This window comes from Bartonella sp. OD88NMGDW, from assembly GCF_042193775.1.
GTDB classification, from domain to species: Bacteria; Pseudomonadota; Alphaproteobacteria; order Rhizobiales; family Rhizobiaceae; genus Bartonella; species Bartonella grahamii.
In genome coordinates this window covers 1-1,145 of the sequence record NZ_JBHIMA010000055.1, presented here as the reverse complement: position 1 = coordinate 1,145, position 1,145 = coordinate 1, and the positions used below count along the sequence as shown (strand labels likewise).

At 43.5% G+C, this 1,145-nt stretch carries 1 protein-coding gene; it reads left to right on the top strand.

Going from position 1 to position 1,145, the window contains the following annotated elements:
• Positions 1-84 precede the first annotated feature (84 nt).
• Positions 85-969 carry a toprim domain-containing protein gene (locus tag ACFIJR_RS09040; protein WP_375654065.1) on the top strand — a complete coding sequence of 295 codons (885 nt, stop codon included), beginning with the start codon at positions 85-87 and terminating at the stop codon, positions 967-969.
• Positions 970-1,145: the final 176 nt, after the last annotated feature.

Below are 1,145 nucleotides of genomic sequence, written 5' to 3'. Positions count from 1 at the left end.
CGTAAGGACGGACAAGGCTTTCTCAAACTCATCACCCTAGAGATAGCACAATCCGTCCTATGACGCAACGTTATAGGATTTAAAATGATGTGTTCTTTTAAGAATGCGCGGGGTATCACACGTGCCTTGCGTGGTACTTGGCATGGGCGTTATGGAATAGCCCGTTGCCCTGCTCATGATGATAGGCTGCCTAGCTTATCCCTTGCCAATGGACATGATGGGCGTCTTTTACTCTATTGTTATGCTGGCTGCTCTTTTAGAGAGATCATACAAGCGCTCATCAGAATTGGCTTGCTTGGAAAACAAGCCTTTTTTGATAAAGCTTATAATCAGACGCTTTCTTTCTCCAAACAGATTTGTGCTGATCTCAAACGAGCAAAACAGAAAGCAGAGAGAGCAAAAGCAATTTGGCAACAAAGCCAACCAATCAAAAATACTTTAGCAGAAACCTATTTACGTATGCGGGGTATTACATGTGATTTGCCTCCCGATTTACGCTTTTACGACAAGTGTCCACACCCCTCTGGGGGTACACTGCCCGCGTTAGTGGCTCTTGTTAAGGGTGCTGGTTCCTTTGCCATTCATAGAACCTTTTTAAAAGACAATGGCTGCAAAACAGATCAGAAACCAGCAAAAGCCATGTTGGGATCTGTAACAGGTGGTGCTGTGCATTTAAGTCAAGCCAATCCCAAACATCTGGTCATTTGTGAGGGCATTGAAACCGGTCTGGCTCTTTTGTCTGGGTTGTTATCAGAGCCCGTTGATTTATGGGCGTCTCTTTCAACCAGTGGCATGATGCGTGTGAATTTACCCCATACAAAGGGGCGTCTCACCATTGCAATGGACGGCGATGATGCGGGTCGTAAAGCAGGTTTTACCCTCGCTGCACGTGCTTATAGCCAAGGCTTTGAGGTCTTTATGATGCAAGCTCCAAAAGGAACCGATTTTAATAACGTATTACTTTCTTAAAAGAGGGAAACTATGAAAGATAGTAATTTACAAAACAATAATGAAAATACTCCCGTCAATGATAACGATAATGTCTCTTTAAACGAAAATACTTGTTTAAAAGCCATTTCTTATGAACAAGCCTTGCAACAAAATGGTTGGGGGCAATTACAACCGATTGCTACGGCTCTCTTACC